Source organism: Lentilactobacillus sunkii DSM 19904, from assembly GCF_001435575.1.
Classification (GTDB): Bacteria; Bacillota; Bacilli; order Lactobacillales; family Lactobacillaceae; genus Lentilactobacillus; species Lentilactobacillus sunkii.
On sequence record NZ_AZEA01000013.1, the window covers coordinates 1 to 26838 of the forward strand.

Genomic DNA, 26838 nt, shown 5'->3' on the forward strand with positions numbered 1-26838 from the left:
GGATTCACCAACAACAGTTGACGAAGAGCCAAATTAATCGGATCGCTGGTTGATTTTATATCTGCCTGAAAGAAATATGCTTGAAGTATCCCTTCCATCCCAGCAGATAATTCGTTACCTGTGTGCAACTACAAATCATATTGACGGAACAAGTGATTCCTTAAAGCGGACGGCCAAATCACTTTGGTCGACATTACATATTAAGTTTGTAGAGCTGGAATTGGTACAGATATGAACTATGCAAATACTAGCAGAGATTACTTAGCGATGTAATCAGTATTAGCGTTAGCGTCAGTTTGTTGACCTGGTAATTGCAAACCAGTAGTAAATCTTTGCATTACAACTTTGACAGTGGCACCTTTGGTTTGTTGATCTGCGTTATTCTTCTTGGTAGCAGTACCATCAAATACGTAGAAGTATCGTTGGGTACCATTAGCGAGTGCTTGACCAAAGAATCCAGTCTTGTAAAGACCATTAGTCTGGTTATTGGTTGGATCAGTCAATTGACCAGGAGCTGCAGTATAAGCGTTTGTAGCATCCTTGAACTGGTTGATAAACTTGGCATTTTGATTTCCACCAAGTAAATAATCATCAAAGTAATTAGATACATTAAATGTTGTTGTAGCTGTTGATGTATCTGGAAGTGCTTTTGATTGTTGATCAGGAGTCATAGCCGGATAGCCATAAGCAAAATCACTGGCACTTAATGTTGAAATTGCTGAGCCTGAAGTAGTCTCATAATAGAAGGCAACCTTAGTCTGCGCAGCAGTTGGAGTAACATCAACGGTCAATGTATCGCCAAACTTAGCGCTTGTAACTACTGGACTAATAGTCAAGTTAGATGCATCTGCAGCTGCTGATTTACCATCAGTAGTCTTGAATGCATAGCCAGAAGGAGCACCAGTAGTTGTCAGGTATTTGGCCAAATTATATCCACCGGCATTAACCAGCGCATTAACAGCATTGCCCTTCTTAGTACCAGTAGAAGCAGTAGTCCAAGTATTAGTCTTGTCCAAAGTCTTACCAGTCGTTACATCACGATAAGCAATCTTAACACTGGTATCAGCATTAAAGTTGTCAGTTGGTGTAACAGGTGTCGGGTTAGCTTGCTTCAAGCCACTGTACAGAATCCAGCCATTAGCTTTGCTGTTAGCTGCATCGGTAGCTTGGATCTTAACCCAAAGGTCACCTTCACGGGTACGGGTTGTTTGATCAGTAATCGTGAAAGTAGCGTCCTTGTATGGAGTTGAGTCAGTGATTTGACGACCCTTCTTATATTGAGTCCATGCAGGGAAAGTATAAGTTACTTCAGTACCGTCATTTGATGTACCAGGAGTAGCGATCTTGTAAGTTGCGGCTTTTTGAGTAGCGCTCAAGCCGTTAGTTTGGCCTTGAGTGTTAATTGAAGCACTTGAATTTACAGAACCGTTAGCGTCTGGATTGGCAGTTGGTGCAGTAGTTGTGTTGTATTGTGCAACACCACCACCAAAGGCATCAGCTGATTTACCACCATAGATCCAGCCACGGTAGTTGCCGTCAAATGAGACAACCTTGTAGTATACAGATCCACGATTGGTAGTTGCGACACGATAGGCACGAACGTTGTGTTGTGAGCTCTTTGAGTTCGCAAAGCTGCCCAATACGGCTTTGCTGGCTTTAACTCGGGCACCGCGTAAAGTGCCGGCTTTCGTATACAAAGCACTGTTACCTGTAAAGTTTACGTTACGATTAGTAGCGTCCCCACCAAGTGCTTTGTTGGAAGTAACCTTTGCGTAAGTTTTTGCGCTTGCTTGAGTAGCATTAGCAGTACCAACTGCAGCAACTAATCCAAGGGCGGCAATACCTACGAAAAGGGACTTTTTCAAAGTATTTTTCAAATTACATTCCTCCAATATTGAATTGTTATGATAAGTATGATCAGCGTGGTATAAGTCCTGATGTGATTCCAGAAATTACACACGTGATTAACCAACCTTTTTCAGTATATCATCTTTGAGCGATCTTCCCAACCGAAACAAACGGACCAATAAAAATTGGTCCGTCTGTTTCAACTATTTAGTTCGGGAAAATATCGGATAAATATTGCACCTGCATCACATAAACCGCTTGATTGAATATGTGACAATCATTCAAATCAATATTGGAGGATATTAAGAATTAAATGAAATCGTTACTTTGAAACGTAATCCGTGTTGGCGTTCAAATCAGAATTCAATGAAGCAGGTGTTGTGTTGGTTGAATAACGATCGAACACGATATTAACAGTTGAACCGTTATTCATAGTTGATGCGTTGGCAGCCAATGTCTTGGTTGCGTTATATACATAGAAGTAGTGTGCTGGAGCGGATGTTGTGGACTTGGTTGAGTCAGTTTGTCCAAAGAATCCGGTTAAGCCGTTAGCAATCACGCTTGGTGTGATGATTTCATTACCGCTGGCATCCCAGATATCACTGTTCCGCTTGATCGTTTGAACACTGTTGGATGAGCTGGTGCTGTTCAATGCTTTGGTGAAGGTCCCATCTGATCCAAAGTAACTTGAGACAGTGAATGTTCCGCTGGTTGATCCTCCGACTGGGAGTGATGAAGTCTGTGCTGACGCAGTCAATGCTGGGTAACCATATAGGAAGTCACTTGATGATAATGTTGAATTTGCATTCCCCGTGGTTGCGCTGGCAACTTCGTACTTAACTTTGGTCATTGAAGCAACAGGCGTCACATCAACGGTCAAAGTAGCACCAAACGTTGCGTTGGAAAGTGATGGCGTAACAGTAGCGTTGCTGCCGTCTGTAGCTAAATCTTTGCTGTCAGTCGTGGTGATCTTGTAACCGGATGGCGCACCCTTACTATAGATGTACTTACCAATTGTTTGACCGTCAGAGTTGGTATAGTTAACGGCACTGCCACCCTCTTTGGTGCTTGATGATGAAGTTGTCCATGTGTTGGTTGTTGAAAGTGTCTTACCGGTTGAAGTATCACGGTAGGCAATCTTCACACTGGTATCCGCGTTAAATGTTGATACCGGTGTGGTTGTGTAGGTCGTCAAGCCACTGTACTTAATCCAGCCGTTCGCTTTACTGTTGGCTGAATCAGTCGCTTCAATTTTGACCCACAAATCACCTTCACGGGTACGGGTGGTTTCATCAGTAATCTTAAAGGTTGCGTCCTTATATGGAGTTGAGTCGGTAATAACCCGGCCCTTCTTGTATTGTGTCCATGCAGGATAGCTGTATGTGACTTCAGTACCATCATTTGTTGTTCCTGGAGTGGCAATCTTATAAGTGGCAGCCTTTTGAGCAGTGGTTAATGCTGAAGTCTGGCTTGCCTGAGATGAGGTGGTTGAATATGAAGAAGCTGATGAACTGGTGTCAGTTGACGCCGTTGGATCAGTAGTTGTGTTATAGTCTTTCAACCCACCGGCATATGCTGAGGTTGACTTCCCACCGTAGATCCAGCCGCGGTATGTACCGTCAAACGATACAACCTTGTAGTAAACGGAACCGCGATTAGTCGTAGCGACCTTGTATGCCCGCCAGTTCTTCTCGCTGCTCTTGGAAGTTGAGAGGTTTGATAAAGTTGCTTTGGTGGCAACTGTCTTGGCCCCCTTCAAAGTTCCGGCTTTGGTATACAATGCATTGGTTCCGTTGACGTTCACGTTACGGGTCGTCCCGTCTGTCGTTAAGGTCTTGTTGCTGGTTACCTTAGCATATGACTTGGCACTCGCATTAGTTGCGTTGACCGTTCCGGCAATTGCGACAAAGCTTAATGCAGCAATTCCTGTATATATAGATCTTTTTAGATTTTTATTCATTTTTGTTCCTCCTTTTAAAGAATACATATAGTATATCTTGTTTGAGGAACAGTGATATTACGGAGTTTAAACAAGTTTCTTAAGTTGTTACACGAATATTGCATGTATAAAACAATGCAACAAAAGTGCATAGATATACTTAAATTTTGTATATTTTAAGGTTAGGTTAAGTTTGTGGGTTTCTGTACCAAAAAGGCGGATCGAAATTAATCGACCCGCCCCTTTGAACTCTAAATTTTTACGGATGAAGTATGCTTGAAGTACGTCATCCACTCGCATAAACCGCTTGATTGAATATGCGACTACAAATCATATTTTTATCATATTGGATTGAACAATTTTTAATTAACAAGGGGGCCGGCCGGCTACTACTCCGGTCGAACCCCCCTATTAACTTGTAGAGATATGCTGTGTTATGGAGCTTGGAATAGATGTGTTTGAAAATTGATGATCAGATTAAAAACTACTTTGCGATGTAATCAGTGTTTGCGTTAGCATCTTTAGTTGCTTCAGCAGGCAATTGAGTACTTGTTACATACTTTTGCAATACGACTTTGATTGTGTTGCCTTTTGCTTGGTTAGATGCGTTATTACTCAAAGTATCTGCAGAGTTGTATACATAGAAGTAACGTTGAGTACCATTGTTAAGTGCTTGACCGAAGAAACCAGTCTTGTCCTTACCAGTAGTACTTGTTGTCTTAGAAGCATCAGCTAATGATCCGGCTTTTGCACCATAATTGTTAACAGCTTTGTTAAATGCTGTTTCAAATGGACCGTTCTCGTTAAAGAATTTAGTGGTAGTAAATGAAGTATCAGTTGACTTGCCAAGAGCAGTTGTTTGAGCATCACTTGTCAATGCTGGATAGCCGTATGCAAAGTCAGATGACTTCAAAGCAGTTAATGAACCGCCGGCAGTGTCTTCTGAGTAAAAGGCAACTTTAAGTGCTGCAGTTGCTGCAGGTGTAACGTCAACGGTGATCGTATCACCAAATTTGGCATTATCGAATGATGGAACAGCAGTAGGATTGTCTTTGTTAGTCAAAGAATATCCTGATACAGAAGCACTCTTAACGAAGTCAGCTAAACCATAACCGCCTGCGTTAACCTTGCTGGTGACACTGTCACCCTTCTTGGTATCAGTTGATGCTGTTGTCCAAGTGTTGGTCTTATCAAGTGTCTTACCAGTGGTAACATCACGATAAGCAATCTTAACACTCTTGTTAGCATCAAAGTTATCAGTTGGAGTGGTAGTTGCAGTAGTTAACCCACTGTACTTGATCCAGCCATTAGCTTTGCTGTTTGCGTTATCAGTTGCTTCAACCTTAACCCATAAGTCGCCTTCACGAGTACGAGTAGTTTGGTCGGTAATCTTGAATGTTGCGTCCTTGTATGGAGTTGAGTCGGTAATTACGCGGCCCTTCTTGTATTGAGTCCATGCAGGGAATGTGTAAGTTACTTCAGTACCATCATTTGATGTACCTGGAGTAGCAATCTTGTAGGTTGCTGATTTTTGTGCATCAGTCAACGCAGTAGTTTGAGTACTGGTTGAAGTTGATGCAGCTGAGCTTGATGATGAACCGTTAGTGTTTGCAGCGGCTGCTTATGCCGGTTGTGTTGTATGAAGCAACACCACCGGCATAAGCAGATGCTGACTTACCACCATAAATCCAGCCACGGTATTGGCCGTCAAAAGAAACAACCTTGTAGTAAACTGATCCACGGTTAGTAGTAGCTACACGGTAAGCACGAACGTTGTTCTTTGAGTCCTTGCCTTGGCCAAAAGTAGCTAAAGTTGACTTGCCGGCTACCACTTGGGCACCCTTTAATGTACCTGCTTTAGTATATAAAGCAGCATTACCGTTAAAGTTAACGTTACGGTTAGTTGCATCGCCAGTCAAAGCTTTGTTAGAAGTGATCTTGGCATATGTCTTTGCACTTGCTTGAGTAGCATTTGCAGTTCCAGCAACGGCAACGAAGCTAAGAGCGGCAAGTCCTACGAAGAGTGACTTTTTCAATGATTTCTTCAAGTTAATTCCTCCAATTTGATCCAAATAGTTCTGTTAAGCGCGCATAACAAGACGTGATATTACTAAAAGTAGCCAAACTTTTTATTGGCAGTAATATTTCACTGGTAAGACTTTATCACATATTTGAAGAAAAATGTATATTTGTGGGAAACGTTCACAAAAAAGTCACATTTATACGGACAAATAAAACGGCTGTATGTCACTGATGACGTGAAGTAATTCGTATTACTAGTCAAAAATTTGTTATTTTAAATGTGCATATTTTGTGTATAAAGTGTGAAGATTTTGTGAACATGTTCGATTGGTTAATTAAATATGGGCAATTAATAACATAAGTCGTTATCTTTAGATAGAGTACGTTCTTTTTCTTTATAACCCGACATACCTATTTGGAGCAAAATAAAACGACCTTCAACATCCGCGAAGATGCTGAAGGTCGTTATTTAAGTTAATTCGTAATTACTTTGCTGTAGAAGTTGCGTTTGGATCTGTAAATCCCGCAAATGAATATAATACATTAACAGGTGTACCATATTTTCCACCAATATTGGCTGGTAAGATATAGCTAATTCCATCGTATGTTTTGAGCTTCAAACTATCACCACTGCCAACAAATTGAACATACTTCGGTGACTTGAGTGACCCCAGTCCATTAGTATACATGTATCCACTAAGGTCAGTCAGTGCGAAGCTTTGTCCAGCAGGACCAGAAAAGCCATCCAGCTTAACACCTGTTGAATTATACTGAGTTGCTGCGGCAAGGTATAGTGCTTTATTAAGCGCCGTAACTTTGTCTGGTTGACTCTTAATTCGATTGATCAAAGCAGTAGCAGATGCTGAATCACTCTGAAGCGCGCTTGATGTAAAGGTCTTAGGGTCGTTTTGAAGATCAACTGATGCAGTTGCAGTACTGTATTCAGAGGTAGTCCCTTGCAGAGTAATCCAATTCGTAATACTTGAGAGTGACGTAGCCATTGGCACAATCGTAGAAGTTGCTTTCTGTACAGCCACAACATAAACGTCAACTGAACCGCCAAATGATCCACGGGCAATTGTATCAACCTGAGCTGCAGTCAAAGCATTGTTGGCAAGTGAATAGCCGCTATTACTTAATGCTGAGTTAATCTGGTTGGTAATACTTGACTGGTCATTTGAATCCAATGTCCATAATGTACTGTTGGATACTGATGAGCCAACGTTCTTACCCTTGGTAGCACCATTCTTAACCCAGTCAGTTGACTTGAGGAATGTGCCATCCGGCTTGAGTAAGTTGATTCGAACAGTGTTGTCAGCGATTGCAGCAGTCTTATTAACCGCAATGTTAACTGAACCGCCAAATGTTGCTTGGGCGATTTGAGCGACTTGTGATGATGACAAGTTGCTTAAATTATAATTGGTTCCGCTGAGTTCACTTCTGATTTTAGCTTCAATAGCGGATTGATCGCTTGAAGGAATGGTCCAAGCGTTGTTGGTAAATGACCCAAATTGGCTGCCCTTTGCGGCACCGTTTCGAACGTAATCAAAGGTCTTCACAACTGTTGAATTGTTGCTTGGATCAACCAAGTTAATTCGAATTGCATTATCAGCGACCGGAGCCACTGGTGTTGATGTTGGAGTTAAGCCACTAAATAAAATCCAGCCATTTGCGGGTGAATTGGCATTAGTGGTATCCACGATGTGAACCCACTGATCTTTTTCACGGGTTCTGGTGCCCACCTTATCAATTTTGAATTGGCTGTTGGCATAAGGTGATGAATCGGTAATTGCCCGACCAACCTTATACTGAGTCCATGCTGGTTCTTTGTAAGTAACCGTCTTGCCATCGTTGGTAACCCCAGGATTGGCAATCTTATAGGTTGCGTTCTGCTGGGCAGTGGTCAACGTTGACAGGAATTGGTTGTCAAATGTGGTGTAGTTGGTTAATCCACCGGCAAAGTTTGATACGCTCTTGCCACCATAGATCCAACCACGATACTGGCCATTAAAAGTCACAACTTTATAGTAGACCGAGCCACGATTAGTCTTGGCAACTTGATATGCCCGAACGTTATTTTGTGAAATGTTCGAGTTAGCCAAGCTCATTAAAGTAGATTGATTGGCAACTTTCTTGGCACCCTTCAAAGTACCGGCCTTGGTGTATAAAGCACTGCCTCCGGTAAAGTTAACATTTCGCAATGTTGACGGAGTTGTCAGCTTGGTATTTGATACAACCTTGGCATAACTTTTGGCATTTGCCAATGTTGCGTTAACCGATCCGGCAACTGTCAGTGCGCCTAAAGCGGCGATCCCCAATAACAGTGATTTCTTAGTAAACTTCATCATAATCCTCCTGTACCCCTCTATATTTACTGATTACCTTAATAATATATGACTATTAATAAGTAATCAACAGAAAAGCAAATTAGTATTGAAATCGGGTACAATTATGACAAATGTGTGCATGTGGTAGTTGCAAATCGTAAATTTATAATTATTGAAAATATCACTTTAATGATAAAATTATAAGCGTTCATAAAACCATATTGGAGGAGTATTTATGAAGAAAATCATCTACTGCTTTTTACTGACGGTCATGATGGTCGGCGGTGTCAGTTATACGGCCCCAGATAACGCATCGGCCACCACATACGTATACATAACCAGGACGGGAAAGCATTATTTCTACCACCGCCACAATCGCGGGTTGAATCGGGCCAAGAAAGTCTATCGCGTGCCCCTTTCGGAAGCTAAACAAAGGGGTTTGACGCTGGCAAAAACCGACTTCAATCCTTACAAGGGAAGAAAGACCACGCGCAAGAAGGCAAACCGAACCAGGAAGAAGGCCCGGCGAGTCAGCAATAAGCCGATTAAGGTCAGTGGTCATCAGATTGTGATCATCAATCATAACCGGCCGAAGTTCTCCAAGAGCACCCTTTCACGGAAACACGGCTCATGGCAGCGATACGGAAACCTGGATTTCTTAAACCGGGCAACCACTGCCAATGCCATGTTGAACAAACGATTGATGCCGACCGGCCAACGTGAACCGCTGTACGTCGACCCCACCGGCTGGCACAACAAGCGAATTAATGGTGGCTGGCTGTACAACCGTTGTCACCTGATCGGTTACCAATTGACCGGCCAGAATAACAATCTCAAGAATTTGATTACCGGAACCCGGTCATTGAACACGCCATGCATGTTGAAGTATGAAAATCAGGTGGCCTATTACCTTCGTGGCAGTTACAAACACTACATCCGCTATCAGGTAAGACCAGTATTCAAAGGCCATGATCTATTAGCCCGCGGCGTTCAAATGCAGGGTAAATCGATCGGAAGCAATCGGGTTCATTTCAATGTATATATCAAAAATATTCAACCAGGCGTTAAACTCAATTACAAGACTGGAACAAGTCGCGTTGGTTAATTAAACAAATCTATAAAACAAGGGCATCCCTCAATTGGGATGCCCTTGTTTGTTAATGAATTATTTTAATTGATCGTAAGTGTAGTAAGCTTTGACAGGTGTGCCGAAGTGGCCGTCATCTGCTTTGTAAGCTGTAAATGTGTATTGTTTCCAATCATTCACATCGTTAACTGGTGTTGAAGTAAAATCACTAGTTGGTGTGAAAACAGGAATCTTAACTGAATGTAACGTTTTGACTGCTGAACCATTCACATAATTCAAAGCGTCCTCGCCCTTGAACGCTGCACCAGGTGTGCCACTATAACCATCGAAGTTGAGGCCATTCGAGATAAATTGGGTTTTTGCCTGATCCACGAACTTCATGGCAATTCCATTGTAAGTATCCTCGCGAACTTTGGCATCCTTAATTCCACTTAAGAAATTAGTTAACAGATCTTTCCCATCTGTCACAGCAAGTTGAGCAGCTGAAATGTTGAATGTCCGATTGGTTGGTGTTGCGGCACCTGTTGCGGTTGGATTATCCGCAAATTTATCTTTATCGACACTATCCGGAATCACATACCCATTAGGTGTCGTGCTATAAGTCCCTGATAAGCCATGTAATGCCGTCAGATCCTTGTCGTCGCCATTCTTAACCTTGGCATATGGTGTGATTGTACTAACCCCATCAGATACTGGGACCACATCCAGACTCACCTGACCGCCATACTGCCCGCGGGCAATCGTATTAATTTGACTGGCAGTTAACGTGTTGCCGTCAGGTAATTGATAGCCCGAGTTGGTCAAGGCTGTGTTGACCTGATTCTGAATGGTTGTCTTGTCGGTATCATTTAATGTCCAGTTGGTGCTGCCGCTGACAGGAGAACCAACGTTATTCCCCTTAGTCGCGCCACCCTTAACGAAATCAACCGTCTTGAGTGATGTGCCGTCCGGTTTCCGGAAATTGATCCGCAATGCGTTATCCGCGATATTGGCAACAGTTCCCACCGTGAAATTGACTGAACTACCAAATGTTGCCTGGCCAAGTTGCGCCATCTGAGCAGTTGTCAATGTATCAAGTGTGTATGGTGTGCCGCTAAGGGCATCTCGAATTTGATGCTCAACGCTGGTCTTGTCAGCCATGCTGATGGACCAAGCGCCATTAGTGTAGTAACCGAAGTTGGACCCCTTCTTGGCGCCAGTCCGAGTAATGGTTACCGATTTAACAACTTTGTTATTGGAATCGACCAAATTAATTTGAACCGCATTGTCAGCGATTGGCGCTTCTGCCTGTTTCAGGCCACTGTATAGAATCCAGCCGTTTGCCGGTGAATTAGCATCTGACGTGTTCGTGATATGAACCCATTGATCGCCTTCACGGGTTCTGGTTCCCACTTGATCCACCTTGAAAGTTGCCTTGGCATATGGAGTGGAATCGGTAATTGCCCGACCAACCTTATACTGGGTCCAAGCCGGTTGTTTGTAAGTTACGGTCTTGCCGTCGTTGGCCGTTCCCGGACTTGCAATTGTGTAAGTTGCCTTCTGCTGCGCATCGGTCAACGTCGATAAATTAGTGTTTTTAAACGTATCAAACGCTCTGACACCTCCGGCAAATGAGGATTCTGTTTGGCCGTTGTACGTCTTTCCGCCATAAATCCATCCCCGGTAGGCACCATCATAGGTAACCACCTTGTAGTAAACAGATCCCCGATTGGTAGTCGCCACTCGATATGCCCTGACATTGTCTTGTGAGCTACGAGAATTGGCAAGTTTCTTAGCGGTAGTCGTTGAAGCAACTTTCTTAGCTCCCCGAAGCGTCCCAGCCTTGGTATACAGGGCGTTTGAACCAGTGAAATTAACATTTCGGCTGGTTGGTGTGCTGGTGAGCTTTTCATTAGATGTCACCCGCGCGTAACTTTTGGCATCCGCGGAATGAGATGTAGCGGTTCCAGCCACAGCCAAAAAGCCAAGCGCAGCCAGTGATAGGAACAGTGATTTCTTGAGATTAGATTTCATAAACATCCTCCTTATATAAATCATAACGGTGTTCTTGTCATTGGTTATGGTGCAAGTATATCGAAGGGGGTGTCGGAACCTCAATTTTAAAGTCTCGAATCTCGCAAAAATTATGTATACAAAAACAGCATCCCCGAAAGGACGCTGTTTTTGATTCAATTCAGATTACAAAGATCTCATATTAGTCATCAACTGGATAACTGTAAGTTACCTTAACTGGTGTACCAAATGTACCAGAATCGGCACCAGATGCAGTGAATGTGATATTATCCATTGAAGCGAAGCTACCATCATCATTAAATCCTGGGAAGTCTGGAGAAGTCAATGGATTAAGAACTGATCCATGGATATAATCCATTACTTGCTGACTAGTAAACGATGTGCCGGCCGTGCCAGTAAATCCATTGAAGCTTAAAGCATTGTTGTTAAATTGGCTCTGAGCTAATGCTTCAAACTGATCATTAGCGGACTTAACAGCAGCCTTCTTAACATCGGTGGCATTAGTACCATTTATGCTACTCAACCAAGTACCAAGAATACCTTGATTAGCTTCAACTTGTGCAGCAGTCAATTTAATGGACAAGTTTGAAAGTGATGCTTGATTGCTGTTTGGATTACTGATAAATGACGTAGTTGAAGGTACGGACACTGTGATTGTTCCATTTACATACTGACTGTTAACACCGGTCAATGCATGACTGGTAGAACCGCCTGCAACACGTGCATAAGGAACAATCGTACTGTAGTTATTAGCTATAGGAACAACGTTGATGTAAACTTGTCCACCAAATGTTCCCCGTGCAATGGTATCAATTTGAGCGGCAGTCAAAGTGTTACCAGCAATCTGATAACCTGAGTTGTTCAATGCAGTAGTGATTGCACTTTGGATACCTGTTTGATCAGCAGAATTCAATGACCAGAGTGAACTGTTGTTAACAGCGTAACCAACGGCAGAGCCTTTAGCAACACCATTCTTAGTCCAGTCAACGGTCTTCAATGAAGTGCCGTCAGGCTTGATGAAGTTGATTCGGATTGCATTGTCAGCGATCGTAGAAATCTTGTTAACTGCGATGTTTACTGAAGTACCGAACTTAGTTGCACCAAGTTGTGCGAGTTGTGCAGCGGTCAAACTATCAAGTCCGTAGCTGGTGCCGTTCAAAGCGGCTCGTGCTTGATTGAGAATTGATGTTTGATCGTTAGCAGTGATTGTCCAAACGTTGTTGGTGTAGTTACCGAAGTAGCTGCCCTTTTGAGCGTTTGTTCGTGCATAGTCAAATGACTTGATCACGTTATTGTTGTTAGTTGGATCAACCAAATTGATTCGAATTGCATTGTCAGCAACTGGTGCTTCTGCTTGAGTTAATCCACTCATGAGAATCCAGCCATTTGCTGGTGATGTTGCGTTGGAGACGTCATAGATGTGTACCCATTGGTCTCCTTCACGGTTACGAGTACCTACTTGGTCAATCTTAAATACAGTATTGACATAAGGTGATGAATTAGTAATTGCACGCCCTACTTTGTATTGAGTCCATGCAGGCTGCTTGTATGTGACAGTCTTACCGTCATTTGCGGTACCTGGACTGGCAATCTTATAAGTAGCGTTCTGTTGTGCCTGGGTTAAAGTGCTGAGCGACTGATTATTGAATGTGGTGTATGAATCAACACCGCCGCCAAAATCAGCTTGGCTCTTACCACCATAAATCCAGCCACGGTAGTTGCCATCAAAGGTAACAACCTTGTAGTATACGGATCCACGGTTAGTAGTGGCTACTCGGTATGCCCGAACGTTCTTTTGTGAAGTGTTAGAACTTGCGAGGTTGTTCAAAGTAGTTACAGTGGCTACTTTTCGTGCGCCTCTTAAAGTACCGGCCTTAGTATATAGAGCATTGTTTCCTGTAAAGGTGACGTTACGTGTAGTCGGGTCAGTCGTCATTTTCTGATTCGATGTAACACGCGCGTATGACTTTGCACTAGCATTCTGTGCATTAACAGTCCCTGCGGCTGCTAAAAATCCTAATGCCGCCATAGAAACAAACAATGACTTCTTAAGATTCTTATTCATATAAAACCCCTCCTTAACAAAAGTTAACAATATATCTTCTATCCAGCTACACCTTTATTATATATGAGTAATGTGTAATGTACAAAGAAAGAGCCCAGATATTGCGCATTTTTCACAAAATTTTCTACTTATACCATTCGATAACCCTACCGTTACGCGGTTGTAGAGCACGGTAATCTTTGTGGAATTTTGACCTAAACCAATTTAGTTGATCCCCGTCAACGGTTAACATTGTGTTATTAATCACAATCCACTCAACCCCTTCTTGGAGTGGCGGTGTCGTCAATGATCCCAAATAATGGAACCCTTTGGACTCGGACGAAACCCAATTTGTGATATCAAAATCAACCCAGTCAATCATCCCGCTTTCAAAACGATCAATGATTTGTTGAAATTCCGGATTGGCTGGTCCCTCATTAACCATCAACGCAACCACAGCAAGTTGACCAATCTTGTTTTCGTGAACCAAATGAACTTCCATTGCTGCAGGTTTCCCGTCAATCACGTGCTCCGATTGGGAATGGAAATGAACCTGCTTAAAGTCAAAGGGACGGCCAAAGATATTGGCCTTTCCTCGGCCGGTCAACTTAATGGTTGTCAGCTCATCAACTTCTCGAATCAGAACATAGTGAGACTTGGGCTTGAATGCCAAATTCCCCTTTTTTGGTTTCAAGTCGTGGGTGTTGATCATAATGGGTGATTGTTGATTTCCAAAGTTGTTAGTCCAGTTCTTTTGGCGATTATAATTTAGCATCATTAGTCTTCTTTCAATATTAATCTGGTTACTACACAGCAAAAACAATCAGGAAAATACCTGATTGTTTTAGATTAATCGTTATCTGTATTAAATTCAACACAGGACGGATACTTTGGACCACCATAAATTGTCTGATGGGCAATTACTGTATGATTGCCATCGGCGCCGACTTCGGTATTCGTATTGGGGAATACCAAATTATTGGCGGCGCTCGCAATGTCCAATCGTAATTGATGCCCAACATCCAACATGATGGATGTCTTTTGCGTCTCAATTTCAAATTGATAGACCTTGCCAGGTGTCAATAATTTGGGATGGCGGTAGTCCTCGTGGAAAATGGCATTCATAACGCCGTCGTCAATGTTGATGGCCTCCCCGTCCGGGGTGACATCCGTTAGGCGAACAACCCAGTCTGTGTTGACGGCGGAAGATGAGGCGTAAAAGACGGCTTTAAACCAACCGGTGATGACGAGTGGTTTGGCTAATTGATTGCTGGTAAAGCTGACGACATCATCGCGCTTTTCAACTTCAGCGTAATCGTTCGGAAACTCCAATTCATTCTGGGAAATATCGATAAGATGTGGCGTTGGATGCTCAGGATTATAGTCAAAGGTTGCGGTACTATCTGTCTTGGGCTTATCTGGGGTTAATCGATCCTTATCCAGATACCATGAGGTTGCCTGCTGGTTTGGCGGAAAATGATCTGCCTGCCGCCATTTATCCATATTCACTGTGTAATATTCAACCGTCGACCCTTCCTCAATGCCATTGTCGACACCATTCAAAAAGTGCTCAAACCACATAACATGCAACAGATCGATATCAAATCGCAACGCATTTTGACCCAAGTGAACCGGGCCAAGATCGTATTGAGAGTTTCCTGCATGAATCCATGGACCTAGGATAATTTTTCTTCGACCGTGCGGATATTGATCGGTTGCCCGAATGGCTTCGGTTGTCCCTACACCATTATCATCGTACCAGCCGCTTTGAATCAAAGCCGGCACAGTAATCTTATCGGCACGGGTTTTCCAATCCATGTTCTGAATAAAATCATCGTAAGTGGTATGGCGCCTGAACTCAGAGAAGCTGGGAATCTCATGGCCGAGGCCAACCGTTGGGACTTGGCTTAATGGCCGGACTCTCATTAATTCATCCCAATCATCACGCATCATATTTTCCGGCTTGAATTTCCGTTCAGCCATCGCAAAGAACCAGGCTAGTCCACCAGACATCGGGGCACCGCCTTTATAAATCGTGTCGTTGAACGGTCCGCCGGCGGTTACCATGCTGACTAGGGCTTTCAAATACGGAGTTCCGGATGAGGCAGCTGCCCATTGGACATAACCGCCATATGATCCGCCGATCATCCCCACTTTTTGATTAGACCAGTCCTGCTTGGCAATCCACTCAATGGTGTCTTGGCCGTCATCACGTTCATAATACATTGGCAGCCAATCACCTTCAGAGTCGTTTCGCCCACGAACATCTTGAAGAACAACGACAAATCCGCGTTGGATAAAGCGTTGATACCCCTGGTAGTACATCTGTCGCCCATATGGTGTTCGCTCCATGACCACACTGTGAGTTGGTTTGCCATCGTCAGGAATAAAGATTTCCGTGGCCAACCGAACACCATCTCGCATCGGAACCATGGCTGTAAAGTGTGGCTTAGCCGTTAATGGGTTGGAGACGAGCATGCCATGCTTCTGCCACTCCGCCAATACCGTCAACTCTTCCAATCCCTGCTGAATCACAACTGTGCCAACATTGCGCGCGGCCACTTGAAAGCCGACGACTTGGTTGTCATTGACCACCAAGTTGACTGCCGGATTCTTTTCACGTTGAATCCACAAGTGGGGATTATCAGTCGGCTCATAGACATCACCATATGGCGTGGAAAATTTCACGCCTTTTTCCAAATCATCAGTCACAGGACTGTTACCGAAAAATTTATAGAAGGCTTCCTTGACGTTGAAATGGACCTTAGAGGTATATTCTTCTTCAACATCGCCAAATAAGTCTTGCCACTGACTTCCGGCAACGTTGTCTTTAACCTTAACTTCTCCGTCTTCAACAGAGAAGGTTGCTTCCTTAATGCCTGTTTCATAATAATCAAGTTTCAATCAAATCACTTCCAGTATGCAGTTGCGTATGTGAACGGAGCACCCACCATATGATTGGCAACCCCTTTGAGATCAGGGCTCTGCAGAATTGAGTAGACCTGTTGGTTAAGTGGAATAATCGCTTTGTCGTTTTGCACCAACTGCTTTTCAGCGCTGTGTAATGCGGCAAATCGTTTGGCGGGATTGTTAACATAGGTTGTGTTGGCATCATTCATATCTTTATCAAATTTCGGATCACTGAATTTTGTTCGACCACCGGATACGTAATTTGCCAAATACGTATTCGGATCCTGGTAGTCAGGCCCCCATTGTGCCAGGCACATCTGGAATTTACCCTGGGCTACCAAAGCAAGCTCCTGTTGAGTTGGCAATGAGCGAATTTCAATTTTCAATCCTTTCATCTGATTTTGCAGTTCAGACTGAAGGTACTGAGCGGTTGTCTTCTGCCAATCTTCGTCATCCACCAGCAGTTGAATGGTGGCAGACTTCTTGCCAGTTGCTTTCAAAGCTTTATTCCAGTCTGCTTGAACCTGTGTTTTATCTGAAGTCGACAATGCCCCGCCTTCTTTTCGGAAGTCTTGACCAGTGGCAGGATTCTTGACCAATTTTTGTGGAACGTAGCCCGTCAGAGGAAGTGACTTGTCCTGGAGAACCTTTGAAGCCAGCTGCTTGGTATTAATCGCGTTCCCAATGGCTGATCGGAAATCTTTGTTGCGGAGAAACGGATTCTCACTCTTGTTAAAGTTAAATTGGAGATAGGTCACCATCGAATTGGGAATGGTCTTGAAACCGGCTTTCTTACTGTTGTTTTTAACCAGATTGCCAGTCAAAAAGGTCATATCCAACTTTTTGTCCTCATATTGACTCAGCCCGGTCTGTGGATTCTTCACAATGTTAAAGGTTATTGTATTGAGCTTTGCTTTAATTGGCCCCACGTATTTCTTGTTTTTAGTCAAAGTAATCGAAGTCGCACCCTGCTGATACTTTTTGAGTTTGAACGGCCCGTTATAAATCATGGTTGACGGTGATGTTGCATACTTACTGCCCATCTTGTTAATGAATGCCTTGTTTTGTGGAAAGTACGGGTTAAATGATAATAACGAAGTGAAATACGGGGTTGGCTTCTGCAAAGTAACTTGCAGCTTGTATTTTCCAAGGGCTTTAACTGCCAACTTATTCGCATTCATTTTTCCGGCGGCAATCCTGTCACCATTCTTCACAATTGTTTGAATAATGTAAGCATAGTTGCTCTTGGTGGCTGGGTTGGCGCCACGCTTCCAAGCAAACACAAAATCACTGGCAGTCACGGACGTGCCGTTGGACCACTTGGCATTGTGCCTAAGGTTAATCGTATAGGTCTTGTTGCCATTGCTTTTCTTCGGCATCCCCGACGCCACATCCGGCTTCACCTGATCATTGGCGTCCATTCGGTACAACCCGCTGATCAAAGTGTTTTGAACATCAAAGCTGTTTGGATCCTGGGCTTTGAGTGTATCCAATGAAGCAACTTCTGTATTCAACCCAAAGCTGGCTTCCTTTTTATTCTGGCTGGTATTCTGCTTACCACAAGCTGCGAGTAACATGGTGGCAGCAACAGCCAACGTTAATGTCAATTTCTTATTCATCATATAATCCCCCTTAAAGATCAACTTCCATGCCCAAGCCCGGTTGATCAGATAGTGTCAGCAAGCCGCCTTCACTTGTGAATCCCCCCTTAAGCCAATCGGACTCTTTAAACATTAGGTAACTATCCAGATCACAATATGCCACATTCCGATGGGCGGCAGCAAAATGAGCTGCGGCACAAATTCCCAGCCGGCTTTCAGCCATACAGCCAATCATACAGGGAACACCGGCAGATTCAACGACCTTGTTGATGCCTTCCGCCCCAAATAATCCAGAAGACTTCATCAATTTGATATTAACCATGTCAGCTTCGCCGTTACTAATGACGTTGTAGGCATCACTTGGTGAATGGACACTTTCGTCCAGCATCAAATCCTGGGTGATGTTGCTTCGAATTAATTGGTTCTCTTCATGCTGCCAATATGGCAAAGGCTGTTCAACGATGTCTAATTGAGTATTTCGAAATTCATTCAAAATTCGGATTGTCTGCTTGGCTGTCCATCCCTGATTAGCGTCAATCTTAACAGTGGCTTTATCGCCAACTGCGTCAAGGATTTGTCGAATGGCAGCCTCATCAGTTGCCTGATCGATCCCCGTCTTGACTTTAAGTTGGGTAAATCCTTGAGCGAGATAGTCGGTTGCTTCTTGAGCCATCTTTTCCGGCGTATCAATTGCGATTGTCACATCTGAGCGGACCTGATTGCTGACCCCGCCAAGCAGTTTGTATATGGGTAGGTCGGAAGCTTTGCCAAGCAAATCATACATGGCAATGTCAATTCCAGCTTTCAAAGCGGTGTGGCCGACAATCTTATCATCCATTAAATGATGAACCTGTTCGATGCAAAGCGGATCCTGGCCGATCAAAATATCTGTCAGGATATCCAAAGCCACTTCCTCTGTCTGAATCGATTCCCCGGTAACCGGTTCGAACGGACATACCTCACCGTAGCCAATCAGGCCGGCATCGGTGACCACTTTAATGATCAACGATTCGGTGGATGTCATCTCCCCAAAGGTGACCTTGATTGGATGGGTAAACTGATTGCTTACCTTTTTACTGACAATGTCCTTAATGTGCATAATTCATCCTCCAAAATGATAAAAACGTTAATTTTATTAAAGTGTATCCGTTTTAATGAACAAACGCAACAAGATGTTCATACATTAAAAGGGCGTCTCTCGAATAAGAAACGCCCTTTCAACATATAACCCAGTAAACAAAATCAGTTAAATTTATTAATTCGAATAATTGTAGTAAACATTAACCGGCTGACCAATCGTTCCATTCAATGTTGACGTTGCGGTGTAATTGATTGTCTCCCAGCTAAGTTGAATATTGGTTCCACCATAACTGCCTGCCGGTACTGTAAATACCGGGTATTTAGGTGACTGAAGGGTGAATAAGCTTGGATTGCTTCTGATGTAACCCATCAGTTGATCAGCGGTAAACGTGGTTCCCGTGTTGGCATTATTGTTGGTGAAATTCAATCCACTTGGAACAACGTATTGATTTTGAGCTGCCTGCTTGAATGTTGCGTTGATTGAACTCAGAATCTGAGCCCCGTTAGCCTGTGGATCTCTGTACGCATTGGTTAACGCACTCAAAATAATATTCAATTGCGTGCTTGAGAATCCATTAAGCGTGGTTGCGGTCAAATATCCCGGTTGAAAACCACTGGTGTTCGGATCAGCGTCTGGGAAGTTGGCTCCTGCATCAACAATTCCTTGTGTTGTTCCAGTCAGTGCGTGAGCTTGTGTCCCAGTTGATGAACCGTAAGGTGTAATCGTACTAAACGCTGTGTTGGTAGCTGTGCTGACTACTGAAATATCAACGGTTCCAGTTCCAAATTTTGCTGCGGCGAGAGCGGCTTTTTGAGCAGTCGTCAGATCGGCACTTCCCAACTTATAGCCACTGTTATTAAGGGCTGCGTTCATGCCGGCAATCAAGCTGCTGGCAGTGCTGTCATTCAATACCCAAAGAGCAGAAGTCTGAGAATACTGACCAAGGGTGTTGCCCTTAACAGCATTGGCAACCGTGTAATCATAAGTCTTAACAATCTTGCCATTTGGATCAGTAAAGTTAATCCGAACTGCGTTGTCAGCCTGTGGAGTCTGAACGGCAGTTAAGCTGCTAAGCTTGATCCAGCCGTTAACCCCCATTTGTGAGTTGTTGGTATTCAGAATATGAACCCAAACATCACTGCTGCCTTCACGGGTCCGGTAGCCAATCTGGTCAATTGTAAAAGTTGCGTTGGCATATGGTGTGGTGTCGGTAACCTGCTTTCCAACCTTGTATTGCGTGTTTTGTGGAGAAATCCAGGTAACCGAATCATCACCGGTACCGGGGGTTGTTATCTTGTAAGTGGAAGTCTTTTGAGTATCGCTCAAAGTCGTTGAAGTAAACGTGTTGTAATCCGCAAGACCGCCGCCAAATGAAGCCTGACTCTTGCCACCATAAATCCAGCCACGGAAATTGCCGTCAAATGACACAACCTTGTAGTAAACGGAACCACGGTTGGTCGTAGCGACCCTGTATGCACGGAAGTTGGCTGTTGAAACAGTCGCGTTAGCTAAAGTTTTGGCGGTTGCGGTATTAGCCAAAACTCTGGCTCCCCGTAGTGTGCCTGCTTTGTTATAAATAGCATTGCTGCCGTTAAGTGTCACGTTACGGGTTGTTGGGTCAGTGGTCATTTTCTGATTCGAAGTAACCGATGCATAAGATTTTGCACTAACGTTTTGACCTTTAGCTGCCCCCACAGCAGCAACAAAACCCAGTGCAGTCATTGAGATAAACAATGACTTTTTAAGATTTCTATTCATATGGATCGCCTCCCAATAATATGTTCCCTGATTCACCTATATTTTACGACACGCAATATAGTTAACCTAGCAAACAGACTTTTCAAGTTAGACAAAAAAATCCTCGAATCAGCCGAAGCTAATTCGAGGAAATTAAATATTTGAATTATTGAATTGTACCTGTTGCAGTTAAGCCTGAAAGCTTAATCCAGCCGTTGGCAACGGTGTATGCAGGTTGAGTAGCAACGATGTATACCCATGTGTCGCCTTCTTGAGTACGAGTTCCAATTCTGTCAAGACGGAATCGTGCTTCACCATAATTGGTAGTGTTATCAACTTGGCGATCATCATGATCCAACTTGTATTGTGTATACATTGGATCTTCATAAGTAGCACTCTTACCATCATTGGCAATCCCTGGAGTAGTGATTCGGTAAACAGTGGTCTTTTGTGTTGGAGTCAAAGTACCTTCAGTGAAGGTGTTGGTTGACTTAATACCACCGGCAAAACCGCCACGATCTGCAGTCATCTTACCACCGTAAATCCAGCCACGGTATGTGCCGTCAAATGAGACAACCTTGTAGTATACAGAGTTGCGGCTGGTTGTCGCAATTCGATATGCACGAAGATTATTCTTTGATTGACGTTCGTTGATCAGGTCCTTGATGGTTGAAGTAGTTGCAACAACCCGGGCACTCTTCAATGTACCAGCCTTGTTATAAAGAGCGTTAGATCCGGTAAATACAACATTTCTGTTGTATGGATTAGTCTTTAAAACTTCGTTCATCGTAATGTGTGGATAAGACTTCTTGGCGCTGGCATTGGTTGTCCCTGCAACCGCAAACAAGCCAAGTGCTGCAACTGAAACAAATAATGATTTCTTCAAATTTAATTTCATACTTGTACCCCTCCCAGTTAATATTTAGTACAGTTCTATTATACCGTAAATGTGGGTAGGATTGATAATTACGCAGATTAAGATATTGTGACAAATTAAATGAGTCGTTTGTGAAAACAAAACGACTCATTTGAATTTGTGTAGACATATTAATTTAATTGAATATCAAACGTCGTGAAGAATAATGCTTATTTGGTCTTAAATGTCTTTGCTTGTGATTTTACACTTGCTGGAACATCAAAAGCTTTAACCTTGTTGACATTCGAATATTTGCCCTTTATATCGGAATTTGCAGTTTGACCAGAAGCACTATCACTATATTTCATCTGAATTGAAGACTTAACAGGTAAATATGATTTCTTGTTAATCGTATACTTAAAACTAAAATGACTAACCGTAACACCCTTTAACAATTTATTAACAGCCGCTTCGGGAACATTGGAATTCATCTGCTTTCTTAAAATACTTTTAACTGCTTTAGAAGCATATTTGCCCTTACCACTATATGAAAGTACATAAGTGGATTTGTTTGTCTTCAGAGAAACATGATCCTTAATGGCTTGTAATGTTTCTACAGATTGGGAAACATTCATCTGCTTTAGCATAGCTTCACCGGTTTGTTCACTAGTAGATCCTGTTTGTTTATACCATTTTTTTGTATTATTCATATAAGCAGTGTTTCCTTTAATGTAATATCCACCAAATGGATTTCCATCGGAAGTCTGAGTAACCTTAATAATTGTGGGATTAGTTCGGAATTTGCCAACAACCCCATTTTTAGATGTTGTGCCACCGCTAGTACTATTAACTTTCAGATCAACATGGGCGCTTTTAACTGACTTACCGGCTTTTATAGCATGTGATGAAACATCGGCAGCATTAGGCCCTGCACAACCTGCAACAACCATACTCAAAAGAACCGCACCAATAACTATACTTTTTTTCATCTTAATCTCCTCATACAATTTTTAATAACCATTATTAGCATATCACGGATAGATAATCGCTACGAGTAATTTATAAAATGTTTGAGAAAAACTTGGGCAAGCTTAAAAACCATCAATATTAATAAGTTTGCAGTCATAACCGAAATAAATTAAATCAGCAATGCGGATCGGAAACCACAATTTTCATAACCAACACAAAAAGGGCTGAACATAAAGTTCAGCCCTTCAGATTCAAGTTAAATCTCAACTAAAAGTTGAAATTATCCTTGAACACCGTTCCACATATCCTTCAAACTCTTAGCAGCATAAGCGGCTGAGTCATCAGTAATAGTGTATTCGTGACGTGATCCATTTGAACTACCTTGGATAGCACCGGCACGGCCTTCATCTTGGATAGCTACACCAGGAACATTGAAGATAGGTGCCCAGCTGTTACCAAGACCTGAACCGTTAACAACATTCTTAGTTAAGTCACTAAATGTGATCTGGTAAACGTTAACTTTGTGGCCAACCATGTTCTGGCTAAGAATACCACCCTTGTTGTTACCATTACCATTCAAGTCGTTTTGGCTCAAACGGTTAGTCATGTTAAGCAAGTCATACCAGTTACCATCAGTAGCGTAGTAAATAGTATTCAAGCTGTTGTCATCCAATGCGGATTGAACATTCTTGATGCTTACAATCTTACCAGTGTTACCACTCAAAGCAGGGTTAGTAACGATTTGTTGTGCCCAAGCATCGGCAGGAGCACCAACACCCTTAGAGTTTTCGAAGTATACTAGTGGAGTCTACTTAGCATGCAAGTTAGCGTTATCAAGGAACTTGAAGCTCTTGAAGAAGTGTTGACCTTCCTCTTTGTTCAAAGTGATAGTAATGGTTTGACCATAACTAGCACCCTTGATAGCTGCGTTGTTAGCATCATTTTGTGCATTAGTAATACCAGTCCAGTTGTAACCAGTGATACCAGCTGCTTCAGTAAGGTATTGATATGCAAGACCTTGAATTGTAGCAACAGGTGAAGTAAGTTCATGGTTACCGGCAAGCTTGTTAAGGGTTGCCCATGGATTTGCATCAGTAGTACCCTTTGTCCAAACAACAGTCTTAAGTTCTTTACCGTTTTGGTCTACAAACTTAACACCAATTTGGTTAGCGCCAACTTTAGTAGTTGGTGTAACTGGAGTAGTTGGTGTAGCTTGCTTCAATGCACTGTACTTGATCCAGCCATTTGCTTTAGCATTGGCAGCGTCAGTAGCAGCGATCTTAACCCAAAGGTCACCTTCACGGGTACGAGTAGTAGCGTCGGTTACCTTGAAAGTAGCGTCCTTGTATGGAGTTGAGTCAGTGATTACACGGCCCTTTTTGTATTGTGTCCATGCAGGGTAGCTGTAAGTTACTTGAGTACCATCATTGGCAGTACCAGTGGTAGCAATCTTGTAAGTAGCAGCCTTTTGAGTGGCACTTAAACCATTAGATTGGTTTGCAGTGTTAATTGAAGCTGATGAGTTTACTGAACCGTTTGCATCTGGGTTAGCTGCAGGTGCTGTAACAGTGTTGTATGAATCAATTCCACCAGCAAAGGCTGATTGACTCTTACCACCATAGATCCAGCCACGGTAGGTCTTATCGAATGATACGATCTTGTAGTAAACTGATCCACGGTTAGTAGTAGCAACACGGTATACACGCCAGTTCTTTTGGCCAGTCTTGTTATCCTTTAAGTTAGCCAAAGTACTCTTGGTAGCAACGGTCTTGGCACCTTTCAAGGTACCTGCCTTAGTATAAAGTGCGTTTGAGCCATTAACATTAACGTTACGAGTAGTAGCGTCGGTAGTTAATGCCTTGTTTGATGTAACCTTAGCATAGCTCTTTGCTGATGCAGTGTTAGCGTTAGCTGAACCTGCAACTGCGACGAAGCCTAATGCTGCTAAGCCTACAAATAATGATTTCTTCAAGCTTGATTTCATTATTGCGTCTCCTCCAATATGATAAAAAATTTTGTAGTTCACTAGGTTTATGTAACCCGTACTCATAGTGTACCCCATTACTGAGAACGCTTCAAGTAGAGCTGACCTAAACTTTCTACAACATTAATAATAGCTTCTTATTACTTATATCGCAAGATAATTGAACTGATAACTTGGAATTGAAACACTTGCAACGATTTTGTAACACAGTGTTCCCATTGGGCGTCATGATGGCGTTAGTTACTGCCTTTTTGTAAGTGATTTGTTCGGGATTTGAGGTCATTTTTGATAATGCATGCATTATGGCATAGCAAAAGGGCCAACAATGGAATTGCTTCCATTGTTGGCCCTTTATCGTAGCTGTAGCTAATTACCCTTATGAATTATTCGCCGCGGGTATCGAACAATTTGTTGATTTCAGTCTTTCGATATTGAGCAGCGATTGGTGTGGCGTATGGATCAACGCCGTCACGATCGAACATCTTTAACTTAGAGATGTCTTCCATGGCTTTGGTAACAGTTTCTGCACTCAAGTCCCCGTTGGCATAGTTGATTGACAGAGTCTTAAGCTTTTCGTCTGATGATTTGAATACCAATTCTAATTTACGCATGTGTGTTTCCTCCTATTAATTAGTTATAATTACGCTTGTGGTGCGGCTGGTGCAGTCTGAGCTTTTGGTGCATCGCTTAATTCAACGTGATCAGTTGAAGATACGGCTGCGTCAGTGATGTTGCCATCAATGAGGTCTTCAAGGATCTTACCGAATGCGGCGATCTTTTCTGCAGTTACATTTTGAGCAACGTACGCAAAAGAATGCTTAACACCCTTCTTATGATCCTCATTGACCAACGTAAAGCTAACATTTGATTTCATCCAATCTTTTTGCATGTTCATTCTCCTTTTGACTTTTTAATTTGTAAGTCGTTGGCGCCAACCCTTACATATACTAGTAACGAAATGAGGGGGCCAAAGTGTTCAGATTATTTTGATTATTTTTGGAATTTCTTGATCACACCCCGCCGCCACTGGTATACGGTGGTTCTGGACGCTTCACACTCCCGGGCAATTTCTGAGATATTCATGCCATAATCATATGCCAGTGTGAGATAGCGAGTCTCATCGGATGTCAGCTGCTTCATTAACTCATCGGAAAGAATGTGAGTGTCATAGTAGCCGACAGACTTCTTCTTATCCTCAAGTTCTTCCATCAAGTTGGTTTTATCATCAGGTTCTTCTATGCCTGCGCGGTGGCGCATTTCTTTTCGGAGGTAATCCAACAGGTACCAATAGACACCCTGGTAGATGAAGACCAGATAGGAGTCGGGTTCTTTGTTGAGACCGATCGCCTGGATATACTTCTCGACGAACGCCACCATCCCCTCTTGCACCAGGTCATCATAGTAGGGATTGTCCCGGCGGATATATAGCTTCTTCAGCACGCCGTACACCACCAGTTCATGGTCGCCGTCCAGCAGAAAGTTGAATGCGTCTTGGTACAGTTCGATTTGCTTCTTGTCGTGTGTCATTATGAATCCACCTTGTCTTTTTTAGTGATCCATTGGCCAATGTCACAAGAAAGAAGTATATATAGGAAGAAGTAGGCGAACAACGGGACAGTTTTGGCGTTGAAAATGCGTGAAAACACTGGGATTGGCGGTTTTCAGTGAGGTGGATGCTGGCGATTTTTTTGAAATTTGAATATTTTTCAGAGTTCTTACGTATATATGCGGTTATCCGCGCATCCCTCGTTTTCATCGAGGCTCCATTGCCAGGTTATCTGAATTCTGGTGTAAGATTGAAAGAGGCAATATCATTTGGAGCATCATAATGATGACTGCTGGAGTTTGTTTACTAATATAGGAGGTTCACATATGGCAACTTTAAGTAACGAACAAAAACAACTGGTAAAAGACGCATTCGGCTTTGTGGCAACCGTTGATGAAAACGGCAATCCACAGATCGGCCCCAAGGGAACACTGCGGGTACTGGATGATGAACATTTAATTTACAACGAAGAGACCGGCCATCAATCATGGCATAACGTTCAGGTCAATCCAAAGATTGCGGCCGCATTTCATCCCTTCCCTGGAATGAAAGGTTTCCGGGTCGAAGGTCGAGCTACGATTCATCAAGATGATGATATCTTTAAGGAAGCACAAGAATGGGCTTCAGAGAAGAAGCTGCCTAAAGCACTCGCTGCCGTGGTCATCTCAGTTGACCGCACGGTTAGCTTGGATGCCGGCAAGAACGCAGGTATCGAAATTGAGAACAAACCTGTAAAAGACTAATTAACAGAATATATTTTAAATAAGCAGGCCCCTTGAATTGGATTTCTCCAGTTCAAGGGGCTGTTTTTGCGTATAATCCTGAACACCCTCCTTCATTGCTGACTACCGCAACAGCTATTTTTCAAAGCAAA

18 protein-coding genes and 2 pseudogenes are annotated in these 26838 nt (G+C 43.0%); 2 read left to right on the plus strand and 18 right to left on the minus strand.

The genetic code is table 11. The features are described from left to right. Nucleotides 1-257: 257 nt before the first annotated feature. From FD17_RS08245 to FD17_RS08260, 4 genes and pseudogenes are all read right to left on the minus strand, one after another. Nucleotides 258-1877, minus strand: a complete 1620-nt coding sequence (locus FD17_RS08245) for a hypothetical protein (protein WP_057825509.1) — start codon at nucleotides 1875-1877, stop codon at nucleotides 258-260. 293 nt (nucleotides 1878-2170) lie between these two features. Next, nucleotides 2171-3808 carry a hypothetical protein gene (locus FD17_RS08250; protein WP_057825511.1) on the minus strand — a complete coding sequence of 546 codons (1638 nt, stop codon included), beginning with the start codon at nucleotides 3806-3808 and terminating at the stop codon, nucleotides 2171-2173. A gap of 463 nt (nucleotides 3809-4271) precedes the next feature. Continuing rightward, nucleotides 4272-5835 (minus strand): annotated as a pseudogene (locus tag FD17_RS08255) (S-layer protein). 459 nt (nucleotides 5836-6294) lie between these two features. Then, nucleotides 6295-8157 carry an S-layer family protein gene (locus tag FD17_RS08260; RefSeq protein ID WP_235803198.1) on the minus strand — a complete coding sequence of 621 codons (1863 nt, stop codon included), beginning with the start codon at nucleotides 8155-8157 and terminating at the stop codon, nucleotides 6295-6297. 214 nt (nucleotides 8158-8371) lie between these two features. Here FD17_RS08260 and FD17_RS08265 point away from each other — a divergent pair, with 214 nt between their 5' ends. Next, nucleotides 8372-9241, plus strand: coding sequence for a DNA/RNA non-specific endonuclease (locus FD17_RS08265; protein WP_057825515.1), 870 nt, complete (start codon nucleotides 8372-8374; stop codon nucleotides 9239-9241). A 60-nt stretch (nucleotides 9242-9301) separates the two neighbouring features. On the opposite strand, the gene FD17_RS08270 is transcribed toward FD17_RS08265, so the two are convergent. From FD17_RS08270 to FD17_RS08335, 14 genes and pseudogenes are all read right to left on the minus strand, one after another. Continuing rightward, nucleotides 9302-11236 (minus strand): hypothetical protein, encoded by a 1935-nt coding sequence (locus FD17_RS08270; RefSeq protein ID WP_057825517.1) that lies wholly within the window; start codon nucleotides 11234-11236, stop codon nucleotides 9302-9304. 181 nt (nucleotides 11237-11417) lie between these two features. Beyond that, nucleotides 11418-13301 carry a hypothetical protein gene (locus FD17_RS08275; RefSeq protein WP_057825518.1) on the minus strand — a complete coding sequence of 628 codons (1884 nt, stop codon included), beginning with the start codon at nucleotides 13299-13301 and terminating at the stop codon, nucleotides 11418-11420. 124 nt (nucleotides 13302-13425) lie between these two features. After that, complete coding sequence (locus FD17_RS08280) at nucleotides 13426-14058, minus strand: carbonic anhydrase family protein (RefSeq protein ID WP_235803199.1); 633 nt, start codon at nucleotides 14056-14058, stop codon at nucleotides 13426-13428. Between the two features lie 71 nt (nucleotides 14059-14129). Continuing rightward, nucleotides 14130-16184: a CocE/NonD family hydrolase gene (locus FD17_RS08285; RefSeq protein ID WP_057825520.1), complete on the minus strand. Its 2055-nt coding sequence runs from the start codon at nucleotides 16182-16184 to the stop codon at nucleotides 14130-14132. 5 nt (nucleotides 16185-16189) lie between these two features. After that, nucleotides 16190-17812, minus strand: a complete 1623-nt coding sequence (locus FD17_RS08290) for a peptide ABC transporter substrate-binding protein (RefSeq protein WP_057825521.1) — start codon at nucleotides 17810-17812, stop codon at nucleotides 16190-16192. Nucleotides 17813-17822: 10 nt separating this feature from the next. Then, nucleotides 17823-18890 carry a mandelate racemase/muconate lactonizing enzyme family protein gene (locus tag FD17_RS08295; RefSeq protein ID WP_057825522.1) on the minus strand — a complete coding sequence of 356 codons (1068 nt, stop codon included), beginning with the start codon at nucleotides 18888-18890 and terminating at the stop codon, nucleotides 17823-17825. Between the two features lie 156 nt (nucleotides 18891-19046). Next, nucleotides 19047-20630: a hypothetical protein gene (locus tag FD17_RS08300; RefSeq protein ID WP_057825523.1), complete on the minus strand. Its 1584-nt coding sequence runs from the start codon at nucleotides 20628-20630 to the stop codon at nucleotides 19047-19049. Between the two features lie 145 nt (nucleotides 20631-20775). Next, on the minus strand, nucleotides 20776-21507 hold the full coding sequence (locus FD17_RS08305) for a hypothetical protein (RefSeq protein ID WP_057825525.1): 732 nt from the start codon (nucleotides 21505-21507) through the stop codon (nucleotides 20776-20778). Nucleotides 21508-21695: 188 nt separating this feature from the next. Further along, on the minus strand, nucleotides 21696-22454 hold the full coding sequence (locus FD17_RS08310; protein ID WP_057825526.1) for a DUF6612 family protein: 759 nt from the start codon (nucleotides 22452-22454) through the stop codon (nucleotides 21696-21698). A 260-nt stretch (nucleotides 22455-22714) separates the two neighbouring features. Then, nucleotides 22715-23092 carry a hypothetical protein gene (locus tag FD17_RS08315; RefSeq protein WP_057825528.1) on the minus strand — a complete coding sequence of 126 codons (378 nt, stop codon included), beginning with the start codon at nucleotides 23090-23092 and terminating at the stop codon, nucleotides 22715-22717. Between the two features lie 222 nt (nucleotides 23093-23314). Then, nucleotides 23315-24418, minus strand: a pseudogene (locus tag FD17_RS08320) (S-layer protein); the annotation flags it as partial. A gap of 383 nt (nucleotides 24419-24801) precedes the next feature. Further along, the gene (locus tag FD17_RS08325; RefSeq protein ID WP_057825530.1) at nucleotides 24802-25029 is read right to left on the minus strand and encodes a DUF2922 domain-containing protein; all 228 of its coding nucleotides are present in this window, start codon (nucleotides 25027-25029) and stop codon (nucleotides 24802-24804) included. 29 nt (nucleotides 25030-25058) lie between these two features. Further along, entirely contained in the window at nucleotides 25059-25307 is a 249-nt protein-coding gene (locus FD17_RS08330; protein ID WP_057825532.1) for a DUF1659 domain-containing protein, read from the minus strand. Nucleotides 25308-25408: 101 nt separating this feature from the next. Next, entirely contained in the window at nucleotides 25409-25945 is a 537-nt protein-coding gene (locus FD17_RS08335) for a sigma-70 family RNA polymerase sigma factor (protein ID WP_057825534.1), read from the minus strand. A 345-nt stretch (nucleotides 25946-26290) separates the two neighbouring features. On the opposite strand from FD17_RS08335, the gene FD17_RS08340 reads away from it, so the two are divergent. After that, the gene (locus FD17_RS08340; protein ID WP_057825536.1) at nucleotides 26291-26707 is read left to right on the plus strand and encodes a pyridoxamine 5'-phosphate oxidase family protein; all 417 of its coding nucleotides are present in this window, start codon (nucleotides 26291-26293) and stop codon (nucleotides 26705-26707) included. The last annotated feature ends 131 nt before the right edge of the window (nucleotides 26708-26838 follow it).